The following is a 14,078-nucleotide window of genomic DNA, read 5'->3' as shown; positions in this document are numbered from 1 at the left end:
TTCCTTTGATCCCTTTTAACAATGGAACTGGCGGCTGCCCGCCAGTTCCCTGTGGTTTAGAACAATCCGCCGTAAAGAACAAATACCGCGATGCAACAGATGGCACCTATGATCCATCCTGTTGGGATTGACATTTTCATATAATCTTTTGTGGATACTTTGGTGTAACCAAATCCCCATGCAACCCATGACTGGGTAATATCAAGATGCTGAGGAGCGATGGTCGTAATTGCAAACAGTGGGAATAAAAATGCTACCGGTGCATTTGGAATAGCAGCAATGACTACGGCAAGAATAGCGGTTCCTGATCCAACCAGGTTCATGGGGCCTCTGAAGAAGCCAAGAGGTGTTAATACCGCAAAGGTAATTGCCAGTAAAATAGCTGTTTTTGGTACAACTCCGCCAAGGATAGCGGTAAAGTAAGGTGCTGCATAGGTTGCTGCATTGTTGAACATGGATAAGCTGAGAAGGAAACCAACCATAGGGGCCACGTCGATGGAACCGTCGGTAAACAGCTTTGCAAAAAGTCTGCAGATTTCTGAATAGGAACCTTTCATCTTACCAGTTGTAACAAGTGCATAGATTGCGGAAATACAGAATCCAAGAATAATCGGAAGCTTAAATGCAACCACGCCGATGACTGGAAGAATAACTGAAATCCAGGAAATAGCAGGAGCATTGTCACTTGTCTGAGAAGCAGATGCTGCCCAGGCATGGGAAGTCTTCTTATTCATAGAGATGTTGGACACGATAAGTACTACTACCAGGGCAACGATCATACAGATCAGGCCGATCTGGAAATAGTCGTTATAGGTATAAGCTTCTGCTTCTTTGTTAAACCCTGCATAAATAGTCTGATACTGCTTGAAGTTTACGATGTTTCCAAAGATACCTGCCATGATGGAACCCATGAAGCTGAACATGGCTACCGGTGCCGGTATTCCTAAGGAAAGCATGATTGGAAGTACGATAACTGCGATGGAGATAACAGGACCGATACCAGTCATGGACATGAAGATGATTGCAGTCGCAACACATAAAAGACCTAAGGTGATTCTTGGCTTGTCACCACCAAGCTCAACGACCTTACGGATTAAGGTTGCAGCGATTCCTGTATCAACTAAAACCCTTCCAAAGAATGCGCCAAAGAATACATTAACGAGAATTGATTTTGCATAACCTGCCGGACCATCTGCGTAGACATAAGTCAGCACGTCGATGACGGACTTGCCCTCCATGGCTGAATTTGGTGAAAATGAATTTCCCACCATGGCAAGTACGGTCCAGAATGTAGCCATAACCGCAAACCCCACCATAAGATTGAGTCCCTTCACACAGTACCACACCATGCCAAGGAAGGACAAAATCATGATAATACCGATGATTACATTGATGTTCATACGAACCCTCCTTAAAATAAAATGTTTTTAAATAGTAACCCGCAGAAGAATCCATGGCTCTTTCTGCCTCCCCACAGAGGGCGTGCGCCTTCTGTCGATACTAATATATTAGTACTAAAATATCAGTCTGTATATGGGTAATATACCAGTTTTGAATGCACATTTTTGTGTAATACTTACAAATATATCTCAAAACCTACCCTTAGTTGTTGTACTTTACACATTTAATTTCTTTTCTAAATCCAATGTTTCCCTTGCATAATATATCAGTTATGTGTCGGTTACTTCCTAATCATTCTACCCATATCTCCAAATTCTAACATTTCTTTTCCAATTTTTTTATAAAACCTTATTGGGAGCATTGATTTTAGTCCTTTTCACTTTCCATTATAACGGATTTCATGGTATAATCAGAGGTAAAGAATCAAAGGAAAAAGCGCTCCTGACGCGGACCGTTTTTATAAACAGTGCCGTAAAAAAAGACGGCAGAACGGAGTTTTTCATGCCACTCTTACCACTTCAGAACATATCTCCCCGGAAAGGAAACGAGGACGCCAGGCAGTACGCCTACCGGGTGCTTAGGTATTTCATTCTGAATCTCCATCTTCCCCCCGGAAGGAAGATGAATGAAATTGAATTTGCTGATGTACTTGGTATCAGCCGAACACCGGTCCACGATACGCTTTATAAGCTCTCCAGAAAAAGCCTGGTGGACATTATTCCCCAAAAAGGTGCTTTCGTCTCTAAAATAGATACCAGAAGGCTGGAGCAGACCCTTTGGATTCATAACCAGTTGGGTACTGCCATGATAAAAAATATTTTTATCCGCAATGTAAAAGGTTCTCAGTTTGACGTTTTATATCTTGTCTTAAAAGAGATGGAAGACCACATTTCCCAGGGAGATTTGTCCCAGTCAGCCAGACTGATCACGGATTATTACAAGCTTTTATACGAGCTTGGAGGAAAGATGGATTATATTTGGGAGTCCGTCCAGATTGCCGGCATGGATTTGCAAAGGTTTCTTTATCTATCTGCCAAGGATATCACTGCAACCAGGGAATTTCTGTCGGATCTCACTGACCTTTCAGATGCTATGGCTAGGAGGGATACGGATCGGGCATGCAGCATTTATCATCATCATTTATCAAAGATCTTTCTCCTGCTTCCAGCTATGATGGAAGAAAATCCCCATTACTTTACAGACCAAAGGAGCAAAGATCCAGACGAAATATCTGAAGGCGCAACATAATCATTTTGGGAGGTATACCTATGATTTTCGGAAACATACAAAATTCCATGCTGGAAACAGAGCTTGCCCTTTTACCAAAGCCCCTTCGTGATGCCATCTGTTTTTTAAGAGATCATGATATGGCAGCTCATGAGCCTGGTGTATTTGATATTGACTTATGCGGAGTATCGGTGGTGCTTCAGGTTCTTGATTTAACCACATCGCCCAGAGAACGTCTTCGTCCGGAGGTCCACAGAAAGAACATTGATGTCCAGTTTCTGGCTTTTGGCGGACCGGAAGAGGCTGGATTTTACAGCGATAACGGTACTGGTAATGTTGATGAAGATCTTCTTGATACGCCAAGAGATATTTTGTTCTATGAAAATGATGGAGATGCACCGGAAGGTCGAATCCGCCTGATGAAAGGTTCCTTTGCTATTTATTTTCCATGGGATGTTCACATTCCTGGGATTCAGGTGGGTGATAAGTCTGCTTCCATTCGTAAGATCGTGATTAAGGTGCCCTTGGAAAGCTGTTTCGCCGAAGGCGGTTTATCTGAAAACGGCTTTTCAGTAAACTTATCTCAGGAGAAACTGTTATGATATTGGATCAGTATATTACTCAATTATCTTTAAAGGATCCGGATGAAAGAAGAGAAGCTTTAAAGACAGTTCTAAAACAGGAAGAACTTTCTTTTTACACTCAGGAAGAAGAACCATCTTCCAAAGCCCCAAAAGGAATTATAAACATTCTTTTAACTCCCTGGAGCAGCGATCCGGGACTTTTGTATTGTGCCCATTATGATGCTGTTCCCGGAAGTTTCGGCGCTAATGACAACGCTGCCTCTTTATGTATTTTGATTGAGCTTGCAAAAAACCTAAAAGAGAAGAATATTTCTGCTCGAATCGTATTTTTTGATGGAGAGGAAACTGGTAATACTGGAAGCAAGCTCTTTGCCTCCAGCAATGAGATGGAGAGTATTACGGGGGTAGTGAATTTGGATGTCTGTGGCTTTGGGGATACCATCGCAGTCTATGACCGTGGAAATGCAAAAAAGGAGCCGGTCCGCTCCTTTTGTTCTAAAACTATTCTGGATTCCCACAATGGATTTCTTGTGAAATATCTTCCTCCTAGTGACGAAGCTTCTTTTACAGGAAAACGGTTACCAGCCATCAGTGTTGCTATTGTTCCTCACTGGGACATCCAGTATTTAAGTGCCTTGTCCCAGATGGGAAGCGGCATACTTGGACGCCCACCGGAATTTGACATGATCTTATCCCAGATGGAGGTCACCACCACCATGCACGGCGGATACCGGGATTCTCCGGAATGGGTGCAAAAAGAGGCTATGAACCGGGTTTACCGATATTTGCTGGATGGGGTTACGACACCGCCGGAGAGAAAAAAGAACTGGTTTCAGAGCTGGAGTATACTGTAATACTAGATATATAAATTTAATTAAACCTCCAGTTTTAAATATTCTATCCTCTTCTGGTTTCAATAAAGAAAAATCACTTATATCTGCGCCCTTATCTAATGAGGAATTAATCTTACTATGAGCGCTAAACTCTTTTTTAATCCCAGGAATGTCAACCTCTGCTGCAGCCATATTACCTTTATTTTTAGGTGTATTATTTTCCTTGATAACCTACTATTTACAATTTTCTAACCGTACAAGTTAACATCTGCGGTTTTAGTTACTGCAACAACATCAACTGGATTATATTTGACTCCACTGTTAGCAAGTTAATCTATTAGACCTTGCGGCTTAAGGTTACCCGAACCCTCAGGTGGAGTACTGACATAACCGACAAACAGTGAAAATCTTTATTCTATTAAAAAAATTATAGCATGTCTTTGTGCTGTTTTTAATAGAAAAATTACTGTTCTTTTTCTGGTAGTAATTCTCTGTATTCCGTCTTATTTTTCATCATTCCGTACACTATGTTCACCAACCCACGCATGCAGTGCAGTTTTCCCTGCTAATGTAATTGGCTAATTTAAAAATGAATATAAAAATCGGAGATATTTCACAACCCGAAATTGCGGAATATCTCCAATTCTTGCCTTTTCCTAACTTATTCTTTATAGGATCATACTAATACTGTTTAAGCTGTTCATGAATAAATAAGTCAAGGTTATTCAATAAACGATGTTCGTTCTCTTCTTGAGTATGCTCCGCAGCAATATAATTATCTTTGACAGGCATATATGATATGAAACTTTCCATATCTTCTGGATAATCAAAGTCCGCATATACCATATCCATCTTTTGAAACAACCTACTACTATCTGCTTCACAATTTCTCAAGTTGACAACAATCGCAATACGAATTTTATTCTTTGCGATTTTCATTTTCTCTGCATCGTCAAGTTGTAGATTAGGGATTTTTTCAATGGTTTCCAGTACTTCTAACTGACTCTTTGATTCCCATGATAACTCAAGTTCTTCGTCAGATACTTCTTCATTTCTTTCCATTTTTCTAAGAACAAACTCCCTAGCAACTTGAAGGTCTAATAAATTTTCCTTAATTCCATAATAGACAACATACCAATCTAAAGATATTTTTATATTGTAAAAAATATCTATTCCATACATATTATTCCCTCCTATGGTCTTGCATTAGGTTTTCCAGTTATTCCTACTCCCTCAATAAATCTGCGATGAGTCACACCCTTTGTTGGGTCGGGATCTACAATCCATTCAAATATTCCATTTTTACCATTTAAGGATCCCTCAATTTGGTAAAGAGAACGATTCACACCATCTCCACCCTTAAGTGTAAACTTTGTCGCATCCCCTGCGTAATTATCTATGATATCATTAAATGCATGTAGAGAGTCATTTTTCAATGCACTTCCTGTCCTTGCATTATCTAATACAGGGTTTTTTATATCTATACGTCCGCCCGAACCCTTTTTAACGCCTTCTTCTAATACCTCACCAACGCCTCTATTAGCAGTAATCACATCTTCTGTTTTTGTAATGCTGACTCCACCCTCATCAATTAATGCAGAAACCTCACTACCTGTCTTGGCCATTGCCTCCGTTTTCTGGGCTCCTTGAGCAACTTCTGCACCTTTTATTGCTTTCCCTATTGCTGAAAATGCCGCAAGTGATGCCAATTCAAAAATAATTCTTCCCTTAACTCTTGCCTTCTCCTGGGGGGTGGCTTCAGTGACATAATGTTTTGTATAGTTTGCTGCTTTATCCAATAACGCCGGAATAATTACGGGACTTTTTGTTACCAGATCAAATAAATTTTTTTCAGCTTCATAAGGATCTATAATAACTTCTATTATGGAATTAGCCATTCCAGCTCCGCCATCGATCAATACACCACCAGCATTAGCCCCAATCACAGATGCCATATTTGTATTATTTGCTATATTTTGGTATGTAGCCATTACATCTGCTTGATTGAGAATACCACCCCCATTACCTCCATACATGAAATAATTCATCATGGCAAGCATATTGTTCATTTCTGGAGATTCCAGTGGTAAAGGTCCATTTTCCTTATAATCACTGCTATTGGTAAATGCTCCAATTAAGTTTGAAGCTATAGGAACCTGAGCATTATATGCGTCGTTTCCAGCTTGATTAAATTTCGCTTTTATATCAGCTTTTAACAGCTCATACGGAACTTTAAGATTTATGCTTTTATATTCCAGCGGAGTCATTACTCTTAACACCTTAAGAAAACCTGGCATCGCTCCCATGTTTAAGTTCGCATTGAAAGCGATATGAAAAGCATCACTCTTTACTATTCCTCGTATGATATCCTCTAATTTACTTGCTTCATTTCCTTTATACTGCTCCAAAAGCTTAACATTCTCTTGTTGTGGAGCTGGGCTATTACTTGATGCACTCAATTGTTTTGCTTGATTGTTGTTGCTTGCTTGAGGTGGAGGAGCCCCTTCTTTTTTAGCAGGTGCTACTGCCTTAGGAAGTGCCAATGCTTTTTGTACCTGGCTAATGCCCGACTTGACGGTAGGTGAGTTAACCACAGGAAGTATTTTTGCTGCTACTTTGCCCAAGGTGGAATTCTTAATATTGTTAATTTGAGGCTGAAATGCTTTCTTTGCAGATTCTAAAACTGGTTTTACACACTTTGATATTACGTTCTTGGTTACTTTTAACAGATTATTTAGCATGCAGACATACCTCCTATATTTTACACCTCCAGAAGAATCTGTTCAAGTTGATCTCTGCTAAGATTAGCTTCTGATATCTGTTTCTTTGTAAAACGGCTATCATATAAGGCAGCCTCATTAAAATTACAACCTTCAAGGATTGCATTACGAAAATCAGCTCCCATAAAGACTCCTCTAAAAAAACTGGCTCCCCGTAAATCGCAATCTCTAAAGCTGCTTCCGGCATACCCCTCCTGCTGCCATGGTTCTAGCTCACTTTTCCCATGATAACTGAGGCCGTAAGAGAAGTTAGCATTCTTTAGATCCGCTCCGGTAAAATCTGTATTATGTAACATGCAGCCTGAAAGGGAAGCTCCTTCCATGTTGCAATATCGGAACCGGGACCCGATCAGACGGCTAAAGTTTAAGTTGGTATTTTTAAGTAAACCACGTCGAAAATCAGAATAATGAAAATCATGGCAATAGAGCAATGTATTACTTAAATCCAGATCTTTATAATCTTCAAATAAGTATGTATCTTCCTGATTATCCGTAAGCAGTTTTCTTATTTCGTCCAGATTCCGTCCTTGCTGTTCCTGATAAACCAGATCTCCAGGCTCCATATATTCTCCTGTTCTAATCTGGAAGCCTTCTTCCTTAGGCATACTTAAGAAATTCTCTGTTTCTGTGGCCTCTCCAATAGAGTAAAGTACAAGTTCCTTTAAATACCGGTAAAAATGAGGGACCATTTCCTGCATCAACCAATCTACCTCTGGCATTGTTACACGTCCAACATATAATTTTGCCCTTTGACAAAGATTTTCCCAAAGCTTTCCATAGAGAGAGAACAACCTGTCCAGTTGAAGTTCACCTGCCGATATTCCACCATGCAAATACCAGCCACGATCATAAAAGATAATAGGACAACGATATACCCCCTGAACCAAATCCGTTCTTAATAAATGAATCATAATATATCCTGGAATCATATCTGGTGCGGCTTTTTTGTAAGCTTCACAAGCCTTTGAAAATTCTCTGACAAAATGGACACGGAACTCATCCTTCATATCCTGAAACATAGCTTCTGCCTCTAACTGTATATCCGATAAACACGGTTCAGCATCTTTTTCCCTAAAACGTTCTAATGATTTTTTCTCCATAACAGTTCCATCATACCCATGAGAAAGGTTTTCTCTTTATTTTTTTAAGCATTGTAGCCAAGGTTCTTTCTCTCTTTAATGTCATTTTTTATTTCTATGAATTTATCTTTTGATATTTCTATGTAGCTCCCACATCTGGGACATTCTACGCAATAGGTTACACGATAAGGAATAATCGGAATGAAATACAACGTGAACCAGGTTGTGTTTTTAGTTAACTTCCACATGGAAGTGGTATTACAGTATCCGCAGTCCTTTTCCATTACGTCACCATTTCTATTTTTTGTTACTTTACCAAATCCCCAGATAATCATTCTATTCTCACTCTCTATTTTTATTAAAAATCTAATACGATTACTAAGGATCACTTAAGCATCTGTTTCCTTTAAGGTCTCCAGTATCTGCATCATGATTTGCTGCCATTGCTTCTTTTCCTTGATGCTGCAATCAAAAGATCCAATGACCAAGCCCTCTCTGACCGCACGCAAAAACAACAGGTGATAGCAGTCTCCGTCAACCAAAGGGATATCCATAGAAAAGGTACTGACAAGAGTCTCTCCGTCTCCTATGGTTTTCTTCTCTTCAATGGCAGAGGCAGGGTATAAGCGTTTCATTTCCCTAGATAATACATCTCTTACTTCCGGAACTTCTTCCGGTTTTATCTCCCCCTTCTCCAAAGTGAAGGTAATGGAAATATCTCCGCTTTCATTGCTGTAGACCCACTCCGGACCTTCCGGGCCTGGATATTTAACTGCTTTTAAATCTTCATTCATCTCCTCAAATCGAGTGGGAAGCAACATGGTAAGACGCCCATCAAGGATTGTCTTTTCTTCCAGCTCAAGAGTCTCATATTTAACCACAACATATCCGTTCGAGATATCATTTTCTATTTGATAGAGATCTTCCTTTGAAGCTGCCTGGGATGCTGCCTGTTCCAGCTTTCTTTTATTTCTTATAATCTCTTCTGCATAGATTTCGCTCATTTCTTTCTCCTCGCCAAACTTTATCCTTTGATCTGAAGCAAATCATCAATTACAATGCAGTTTCTGTCTGTAATAAGAGCAATACGTTCTTTGCTATTAATATTGATACTTTCTCCCTCGCACAGAAAGGTTTCTCCAGCATGTATCTTAATTCCCTTGGAACTCTTCACTTTAATTCCCTGCCGATCTGACATTTGAATTGAGATTTTCTTTCCTGAAGCTAGAAAAGTTAGGGATTTTGGAGTTACTTCAAAGCCTTTTCCCCTTTTTGTAACAAAGCACTTATTGTCAGGCTTACGTGTTTTGGAATTTTTCTTTCCATCGGTACGATAGATATCTGCGGCATAAGCCTTGGTTTCATCTGTTCCAGGTATGCTTAGCCTTACTTTGCTTCCCACCTCAGGCATACAAAACCAGTCATTTTTGTGCCATGGATACCAGTGGAGTTGTTCCCCTTGAGTGTTTTTATCAACATCAAGTTTAATTCTTACCCGGTCTGCCTCTACAGCTTTTATCGTACCTGCCAATGATGCACCTCTCATTTTTTCCTGATACAGCTTATTTCGTTTTATTCCCTCACTAAGTTTGAGAATGCATCTCCTTTTCCATAGACCACCGTGGTAATCATCATATATCTCAGTAACCAGAAATTCTTTCCCCTCATATGCGATGCTGCTGCCAAGACGCATATCCCACTCTCCATCTATGGCAATGGACAAAAAGTCATGCTCCATTAAGGAAGAGATGCCATTACGGAACTCTAAATATTCTGCAATACGTTTCTTAAGCACACGATTTGAACTACCTGAATATGTACTTCTATGTTCTCCAAAGCCAATAAGTATCTGGAGCTTCTCACCTGCGGTACCAGGGTATATCGACGCTCCAAGGTAAGATGAGGCACGCAGCAGGAACTCCCAGTCTGTCTCTTCATATTGAATCAAGGGAATATCCAGAATTGATTGATTTGAAGCATAATCCAGAATATCGCCCCCATGTTCCTGTACCATATCCCGAAACAGAGCTTTATAGGTCTTCTCTTTCTTCTGATAGCTCCTGGTCTTTTTTTCATAATCCATTAATATGGATCTGGTGGAAAGAGTCATGGAAACATAGGCTTGTCCATCGTATTTGATTTTTATGTCAACTGGTATGCCTGAAAAAACAAGCATATCCGCTTGACCATTCTCATAAATAATTGAGAAATTATCGTTCCAGCTTATATTTCTAAATGCTTCTACATCCTCATCTCGTATCGTTCCCTCAATCCTCGCACTGGAATGGTCATTTATCCTTTGATTGATTTCAAGCAATGAGACACCCTTAAGCGCTACAGGCATCTCCAGGCTTAATGAATCATGAATGATTGTTTTCAATTGCTTCGTCCTCCTTCCAGACAATAGAAACTGGCATAAAACGGATTCCATACAGCTGACGCCTTAATATATTTTCTGCAAGCTCCAGGGAAACAATGAGATAATGGGCTTTTTCTTTCGCGACACAAAATATGTATTGCTGTTTATTCCGTCCATTTAAGAAGAATCTGGGGGATTCATGGATACGCCCCTCCAAAAAGATGCACTCCTCTACTGGAAGATTGATATTCCAGCATACAATTTGAGAACGATATTTCTTATCTGTGAGAAAAAACGGTGCCACCTGCAGCTCCGGAGAATAGACTTCCAGCATTTCTTTTAACTGGTCTGTAACACAAAAATAAGTGTCAAACAGAAACCTTCCGCTAAAAAAATCGGGACACCTGTCATTTTCATCAAATTCACTGAAGGTGACAAAAGGCTCCTTTTCTCGAAACTCAGGCTGGGAGTAATCCAGATTTTTGTGAAACGTAATTCTCTCATCCGTCTGAATGATAAAGTAATTCATGGTTGTCTCCTATTTAATTGATTCTTACATCCGGTCCGGCAATATCTATCTTGGTATCCATTTTTATATGACTCTTTTTACAATGAAGCCGTATATGGTCGGAAGCGTAAAATTCTATGGCTTCATTTGCATTAATACTGATTCCCTTCCCGCTGCTCAAGGTTATACCCTCATCACTTTCTATGGAGATTCCACTTCCCTCATTCAGAGTAATTGACGTTCCGTCACTGCAAGTAATCATGACTGCCCTCTTTGTAAATCGAATTTCTTTCCCGTGAATGGTTCGAAAATATTTGATGGCAGGATCACTGGTTGAAGCATCTCTGTTTTCTCCGCTTCTTGAAGAGTTCTCTGCAACTGCATTCTCTTCTTTCTTATCTGGAAAATAAATAAAGACCTGATCTCCCGGTTCCGGCATACAATACCAACCGCCTTCTGCTCCTGCTGTATACATGGTCTGATAAGGAAATTCCCAAACTGGTTTATCCCCACTCTTTTTCTCATCAATGGCTAACTTCACCAGAACTTTATCCTTTACTGACTTTACAACTTTGGCCTCAAGGGAAACACCTGTCAGTTTATCTGCATAGAGAAATGGTTTTTTAAGACCATTTTGCGTATCCAGCCAATAATGAAACACCACTTCCCCCTGAACCTTTTCTGCTTCCATTTTTCTGATATGAAGATCTTTTCCCTGGAACTTTACACAGGAGCCTGTCTTATAAAATTGTCCTGAGCTAGCCTTAAAGCTGATGGCATCTGTTTCCGTCTGCAAATCACAGTTGACTGCTTGTAATCTCTTATAATTACCTAGATTTTTTTCTATTTTATAGGAATAACTGGTTATTTCCTCAACGGCTGCTTCATTCTTAAGGCCGAAATAAATCTTTGGTTCTCCAAATCTGGAATCCGGCAATATTCCAGCATGGAAATGGGAAGCAAGTCGTTTTAAAAACTCCCAATCCGTTTCTTCATATTGGACCAATAGGCTTCCAATGGGCTTTCCTCCTGAAATAGAATCCATAATATCTCCGCCAGAGTATTCTTTTGATATCTGGCTTAATATTTCCTGGTAGGTCTCTGTCTTATCCTGGTAAGAGCCTGACTTTTTTTCCAGGTCCATAAGATACGAGACTGAGATTAGATTTATTTCCGCTTTGTACAAATCACCATCAAGGTACACGGATATATCTTCTGCTACCCCTGTAAAAAGTGTGGTTCCATCCTCTAAAAAGACCCTGATTCTATCGTCATTCCTGGTTTCAAGCACCAGCTTGTCCTGGCTTCCGTCTGCAATGATTCCTTTTATCATGCAATGACCATGCTGGTTTATTTCTTCTGATAAAAAGAATTCGGTTATTTCCTGAATCATCTCCAAATCAATCTTAATCTGTCTATAGGTATCCTTTTTCAAAGAATCATCCTCCTTTGCATTTTATGGCTTACCATTAATCCGTATTATGCCCCCCTTGGCGCACGATAAGATGCTGGTAGTAAAGAGCACCGGTTCTCCATTAATCGTATATTTCTTATCATCAATCAACCATGGCGTGAGAATCACTGGAGAACAAGGCTTTTGGGGATCAGTCTTTCTGCATGTACCAAAGGAAGAAATATGAGTACCGGCTTTACAATCCGTAACCGTGGCCTGATTCCTTCCACTGATGCTTACGCCGTGGCTGACCGGAACGTTTATGCAGCTTTGACCACTTCCCATGGTACAGGTTAAACAAAATCCATCATAGACCTGAATTCGTTCAGACATATTTAAATACCTCTCCGTAAATTGTTTGTTGTAACTTGAATTACATTGTTAAATGCAAAAGTGCATAATTCCTTTAGTATAAAATAGAATCTATCAAAAAAATTTATCACGTATAAATTAACCCCGTTTATGTAAAAATTGGTATGCATATTGATTCTAACTTTTTTGCTTTACTATCCCACACTGGTATACATTTTTGATTTAAGATGTCAGCTCACAACAGTTTGCTGTCTAAGCTAATTTTTTTAACAAAAAAGTCCATATACTTATATTGAACTGCCTCCATACGTTAAACTTAATTACACTTATGAGAGGGCAGTTCATATTTCTATAAATACATGAACTTTGTAACAAACCTGTTTTAATAATTATTTATAAATAAATGAACTATGACTATACAATTTCAAAAGTCATCGTCATCGTTTAAAAAAAGAGGCTGAGCACTATTATTTCATGCTGCAACCCCTTTTCATATTGTTATCAGTCACTACTAAAAATCAAAAGTAAGAACAACCTTCCGTATGGAAGGATCATGGCTATCCACAAAATCAAACGCTTCCTGTGCCTTTGTAAGAGGAAAGGTGTGTGAGACAGAACCGGTAATATCTAATTTGCCATCCCGAATCAGTTCAATGGCTTTCCCAAACATCTTATTTTGAAGCCTTGATCCTCTCACGTCCAGTTCCCTGGAGGTTATGACGAACTGATTCACCTCTGTGGGAGAAGTGGAGAATCCCATAGTAATTACCCGTCCTGCATTACCGGTTGCCTGTAAAAGCTGGCTTAAGGAGTCTTTATTGCAGACCGCATCAATGGATACGGTGGCTCCGTGTTCCATGGTAAACTCTTTTACCTTAGCGACCAGGTCTTCTTCTCTTGTATTAATGGTGTAGGCAGCTCCATTTCTTCTTGCTTCCTCCAATTTGTCTTCCTGAATATCTGCCACAATGATATGTCCGCAGATCAAACGTGCCGTTTTTAAGATAGAGCTTCCCAGAGCACCGGAACCGTAGATCAGGAGCATATCATCTTTGTTTAACTCTGCTCTGGTGCAAGCCTGGATTCCTATGGTGGTAGGCTCGATCATAACTGCATCCTCATCAGAAATGGTATCAGGGAGAACATAGCAGTCGGTCTCCGGCACAGCCATATATTCCCGGTAGCCTCCGTCGATGTGAACGCCTCGTACCGCAAGATGATCGCATACATTTCCGCGTCCCATTCGGCACGGATAGCAGTGTCCGCAGCTGGTTACCTGATTGATGATGACCCGGTCATCTACTTTTAAGCTGGATACCTGAGGACCTGTCTCCACCACTCTTCCGACCATTTCATGTCCGATGATTCTGGGGTAAGTGGCGGCGGCATTGGTGCCATGATAAATTCCCATATCAGATCCGCAGATTCCGGCTGCCGTCATCTGGATCAATACCTCATTCGGACCGGAGAGCTTTGGCAGCTCTGTGTCAATGACTTTAAGCTGGCCTGGCTTTACGATTTGTACTGCTTTCATGTTTATTC

General features: G+C 40.1%; 14 protein-coding genes and 1 pseudogene. 3 read left to right on the top strand and 12 right to left on the bottom strand.

Features of this window, described 5'->3' with window-relative positions; genetic code table 11:
- Positions 1–56: 56 nt before the first annotated feature.
- A complete protein-coding gene (locus T546_RS0107800; RefSeq protein WP_024837637.1) occupies positions 57–1,400 on the bottom strand; it encodes a hypothetical protein in 1,344 nt (447 codons plus the stop codon).
- Between the two features lie 502 nt (positions 1,401–1,902).
- On the opposite strand from T546_RS0107800, the gene T546_RS23090 reads away from it, so the two are divergent.
- Genes T546_RS23090 through T546_RS0107780 form a run of 3 tightly spaced genes read left to right on the top strand, consistent with a single transcriptional unit; the run spans position 1,903 to position 4,066 of the window.
- On the top strand, positions 1,903–2,649 hold the full coding sequence (locus tag T546_RS23090) for a GntR family transcriptional regulator (protein ID WP_051629685.1): 747 nt from the start codon (positions 1,903–1,905) through the stop codon (positions 2,647–2,649).
- 20 nt (positions 2,650–2,669) lie between these two features.
- Entirely contained in the window at positions 2,670–3,230 is a 561-nt protein-coding gene (locus T546_RS23085) for a YhcH/YjgK/YiaL family protein (protein ID WP_051629670.1), read from the top strand.
- A complete protein-coding gene (locus T546_RS0107780; RefSeq protein WP_026891128.1) occupies positions 3,227–4,066 on the top strand; it encodes a M28 family peptidase in 840 nt (279 codons plus the stop codon). The genes T546_RS23085 and T546_RS0107780 overlap by 4 nt, the downstream gene beginning before the upstream one ends.
- A 42-nt stretch (positions 4,067–4,108) precedes the next feature.
- On the opposite strand, the pseudogene T546_RS26415 reads toward T546_RS0107780, so the two are convergent.
- The 11 genes and pseudogenes from T546_RS26415 to T546_RS0107730 form a co-directional block, all read right to left on the bottom strand.
- Positions 4,109–4,273: pseudogene (locus T546_RS26415) on the bottom strand (deaminase domain-containing protein); the annotation flags it as partial.
- 453 nt (positions 4,274–4,726) lie between these two features.
- The gene (locus tag T546_RS0107775; protein ID WP_026891127.1) at positions 4,727–5,227 is read right to left on the bottom strand and encodes a DUF2247 family protein; all 501 of its coding nucleotides are present in this window, start codon (positions 5,225–5,227) and stop codon (positions 4,727–4,729) included.
- Between the two features lie 11 nt (positions 5,228–5,238).
- The gene (locus T546_RS0107770; RefSeq protein WP_026891126.1) at positions 5,239–6,786 is read right to left on the bottom strand and encodes a hypothetical protein; all 1,548 of its coding nucleotides are present in this window, start codon (positions 6,784–6,786) and stop codon (positions 5,239–5,241) included.
- 20 nt (positions 6,787–6,806) lie between these two features.
- Positions 6,807–7,925 (bottom strand): pentapeptide repeat-containing protein, encoded by a 1,119-nt coding sequence (locus T546_RS0107765; protein WP_026891125.1) that lies wholly within the window; start codon positions 7,923–7,925, stop codon positions 6,807–6,809.
- Positions 7,926–7,969: 44 nt separating this feature from the next.
- On the bottom strand, positions 7,970–8,239 hold the full coding sequence (locus tag T546_RS23080; RefSeq protein WP_051629668.1) for a zinc-ribbon domain-containing protein: 270 nt from the start codon (positions 8,237–8,239) through the stop codon (positions 7,970–7,972).
- Between the two features lie 54 nt (positions 8,240–8,293).
- Positions 8,294–8,908: a hypothetical protein gene (locus T546_RS0107755; protein WP_026891124.1), complete on the bottom strand. Its 615-nt coding sequence runs from the start codon at positions 8,906–8,908 to the stop codon at positions 8,294–8,296.
- A 20-nt stretch (positions 8,909–8,928) separates the two neighbouring features.
- Positions 8,929–10,284, bottom strand: a complete 1,356-nt coding sequence (locus tag T546_RS0107750) for a hypothetical protein (RefSeq protein WP_026891123.1) — start codon at positions 10,282–10,284, stop codon at positions 8,929–8,931.
- On the bottom strand, positions 10,265–10,792 hold the full coding sequence (locus T546_RS0107745) for a hypothetical protein (protein ID WP_026891122.1): 528 nt from the start codon (positions 10,790–10,792) through the stop codon (positions 10,265–10,267). Before T546_RS0107745 ends, T546_RS0107750 begins: the two co-directional genes overlap by 20 nt.
- Positions 10,793–10,805: 13 nt before the next feature.
- Positions 10,806–12,206 (bottom strand): contractile injection system protein, VgrG/Pvc8 family, encoded by a 1,401-nt coding sequence (locus T546_RS0107740; RefSeq protein WP_026891121.1) that lies wholly within the window; start codon positions 12,204–12,206, stop codon positions 10,806–10,808.
- A 21-nt stretch (positions 12,207–12,227) separates the two neighbouring features.
- Complete coding sequence (locus T546_RS23075; protein WP_051629667.1) at positions 12,228–12,557, bottom strand: DUF4280 domain-containing protein; 330 nt, start codon at positions 12,555–12,557, stop codon at positions 12,228–12,230.
- Between the two features lie 490 nt (positions 12,558–13,047).
- Positions 13,048–14,070, bottom strand: coding sequence for a zinc-binding alcohol dehydrogenase family protein (locus T546_RS0107730; protein ID WP_026891120.1), 1,023 nt, complete (start codon positions 14,068–14,070; stop codon positions 13,048–13,050).
- Between the last annotated feature and the right edge of the window lie 8 nt (positions 14,071–14,078).

The sequence above is a fragment of the [Clostridium] aerotolerans DSM 5434 genome, assembly GCF_000687555.1.
GTDB classification, from domain to species: Bacteria; Bacillota; Clostridia; order Lachnospirales; family Lachnospiraceae; genus Lacrimispora; species Lacrimispora aerotolerans.
This window is presented reverse-complemented; position numbering and strand designations above follow the sequence as displayed.

Coding starts and splice junctions, on each gene's coding strand:
- T546_RS0107755 (WP_026891124.1), bottom strand. CDS start 8,908: ATGAGCGAAATCTATGCAGAAGAGATTATAAGAAATAAAAGAAAGCTG.
- T546_RS0107770 (WP_026891126.1), bottom strand. CDS start 6,786: ATGCTAAATAATCTGTTAAAAGTAACCAAGAACGTAATATCAAAGTGT.
- T546_RS0107775 (WP_026891127.1), bottom strand. CDS start 5,227: ATGTATGGAATAGATATTTTTTACAATATAAAAATATCTTTAGATTGG.
- T546_RS23085 (WP_051629670.1), top strand. CDS start 2,670: ATGATTTTCGGAAACATACAAAATTCCATGCTGGAAACAGAGCTTGCC.
- T546_RS0107780 (WP_026891128.1), top strand. CDS start 3,227: ATGATATTGGATCAGTATATTACTCAATTATCTTTAAAGGATCCGGAT.
- T546_RS0107730 (WP_026891120.1), bottom strand. CDS start 14,070: ATGAAAGCAGTACAAATCGTAAAGCCAGGCCAGCTTAAAGTCATTGAC.
- T546_RS23075 (WP_051629667.1), bottom strand. CDS start 12,557: ATGTCTGAACGAATTCAGGTCTATGATGGATTTTGTTTAACCTGTACC.
- T546_RS0107765 (WP_026891125.1), bottom strand. CDS start 7,925: ATGGAGAAAAAATCATTAGAACGTTTTAGGGAAAAAGATGCTGAACCG.
- T546_RS23090 (WP_051629685.1), top strand. CDS start 1,903: ATGCCACTCTTACCACTTCAGAACATATCTCCCCGGAAAGGAAACGAG.
- T546_RS0107745 (WP_026891122.1), bottom strand. CDS start 10,792: ATGAATTACTTTATCATTCAGACGGATGAGAGAATTACGTTTCACAAA.
- T546_RS23080 (WP_051629668.1), bottom strand. CDS start 8,239: ATGATTATCTGGGGATTTGGTAAAGTAACAAAAAATAGAAATGGTGAC.
- T546_RS0107800 (WP_024837637.1), bottom strand. CDS start 1,400: ATGAACATCAATGTAATCATCGGTATTATCATGATTTTGTCCTTCCTT.